A 1046-nucleotide genomic window follows, 5' to 3' on the forward strand; every position below is an offset into this window, starting at 1 on the left:
GCGGTCGCGGTGCCGGTGTTGCCGGCGAAGCCGAGCGAGTTCAGCGCATTGCCGGTGCCGGTGATCGACAGGTCGGCGTTGACGCCGGTGGACAGCTTGAGCTGGCCCGACGCGTTGATCGACGAGTTGGTCTGGCCCGAGGCGGTCGACAGCGTCGCAGTGCCGTTGGCGGCAATGCTGGCGGACTGAACGCCGGTGGCAAGATCGATCGCATTCAGGACGTCACCGATGGTACCAGCCTGCAGATAGACCGTCGAGTTGCCGGCGCCGTCGGTGATGACGTTGCCGCTCTTGCCGAAGCCGGACGGAATGGCCGGAGCACCCGCGGAGCCCGGAACCGGGGCGTTCTTGAAGCTGATGACGTGTCCGTCAACATTCAGCGTCGAGCCGTCCTGGATCAACTGACCGAGCGAGGCCGCGCTGGTGGTGCGGGCCACGTTCACCGTCGCGTTGCCGCCGCCGACGGCCGAGCTCAGGCCGAGGGCCTTTAGCAAGTCCGCCTTGCCGGTGACGCTGAGATCGGCACCGGTCGAGCTGCGCAGCGTGACCTTGCTGGCCGTCGTGGTGCCGACGTCCGATGGCGTCGCACCAGCGCTCGTGCTGATGGTGGCCGCACCGGCGCTGATGGTCGCAACCTTGACGCCGCTGGCGAGATCGATCGCGGTGGCGAGGTCGCCCACGGTCGCAGCCGGGGTACCGCTGGTGCCGAGATAGACTGTCGAGTTGCCGCTGCCGTCGGTGACGATGTTGCCGCTGAAGCCCGAGCCGCTGGGAACAGCAGTGGCGGCAGGAGCAGCGCCGGCACGGAACGTGATGGTCTTGCCGTTGACGGTGACCGTGTCGCCGTCGGCCGGCTGGGCGGTGCCGACCAGGCCGGTCGCCGTCGCCGCACCGCTCGCGATCAGGGTGATGCCAGCGGAGAGAGCCGTCGTGCCGTCACCAGCCGTTGCAGTCGCACCGGTGTTGACGCCCTGGGTCGCGCCCAGGGTGATCGCCGAGGTCGCCGCGTGCGTGCCGCCCGCCGTGCCGTCATACAGCACGTTGCT

Annotated in this window: 1 protein-coding gene; it reads right to left on the reverse strand. The window is 69.1% G+C overall.

Features of this window, described 5'->3' with window-relative positions:
* Positions 1-1046 (reverse strand): DUF1522 domain-containing protein (locus ACFQX9_RS28985; protein ID WP_377791229.1); only part of this gene is annotated, 1046 nt, incomplete at both ends.

This window comes from Bradyrhizobium sp. GCM10028915 (assembly GCF_042666195.1).
Classification (GTDB): domain Bacteria; phylum Pseudomonadota; class Alphaproteobacteria; order Rhizobiales; family Xanthobacteraceae; genus Bradyrhizobium; species Bradyrhizobium canariense_D.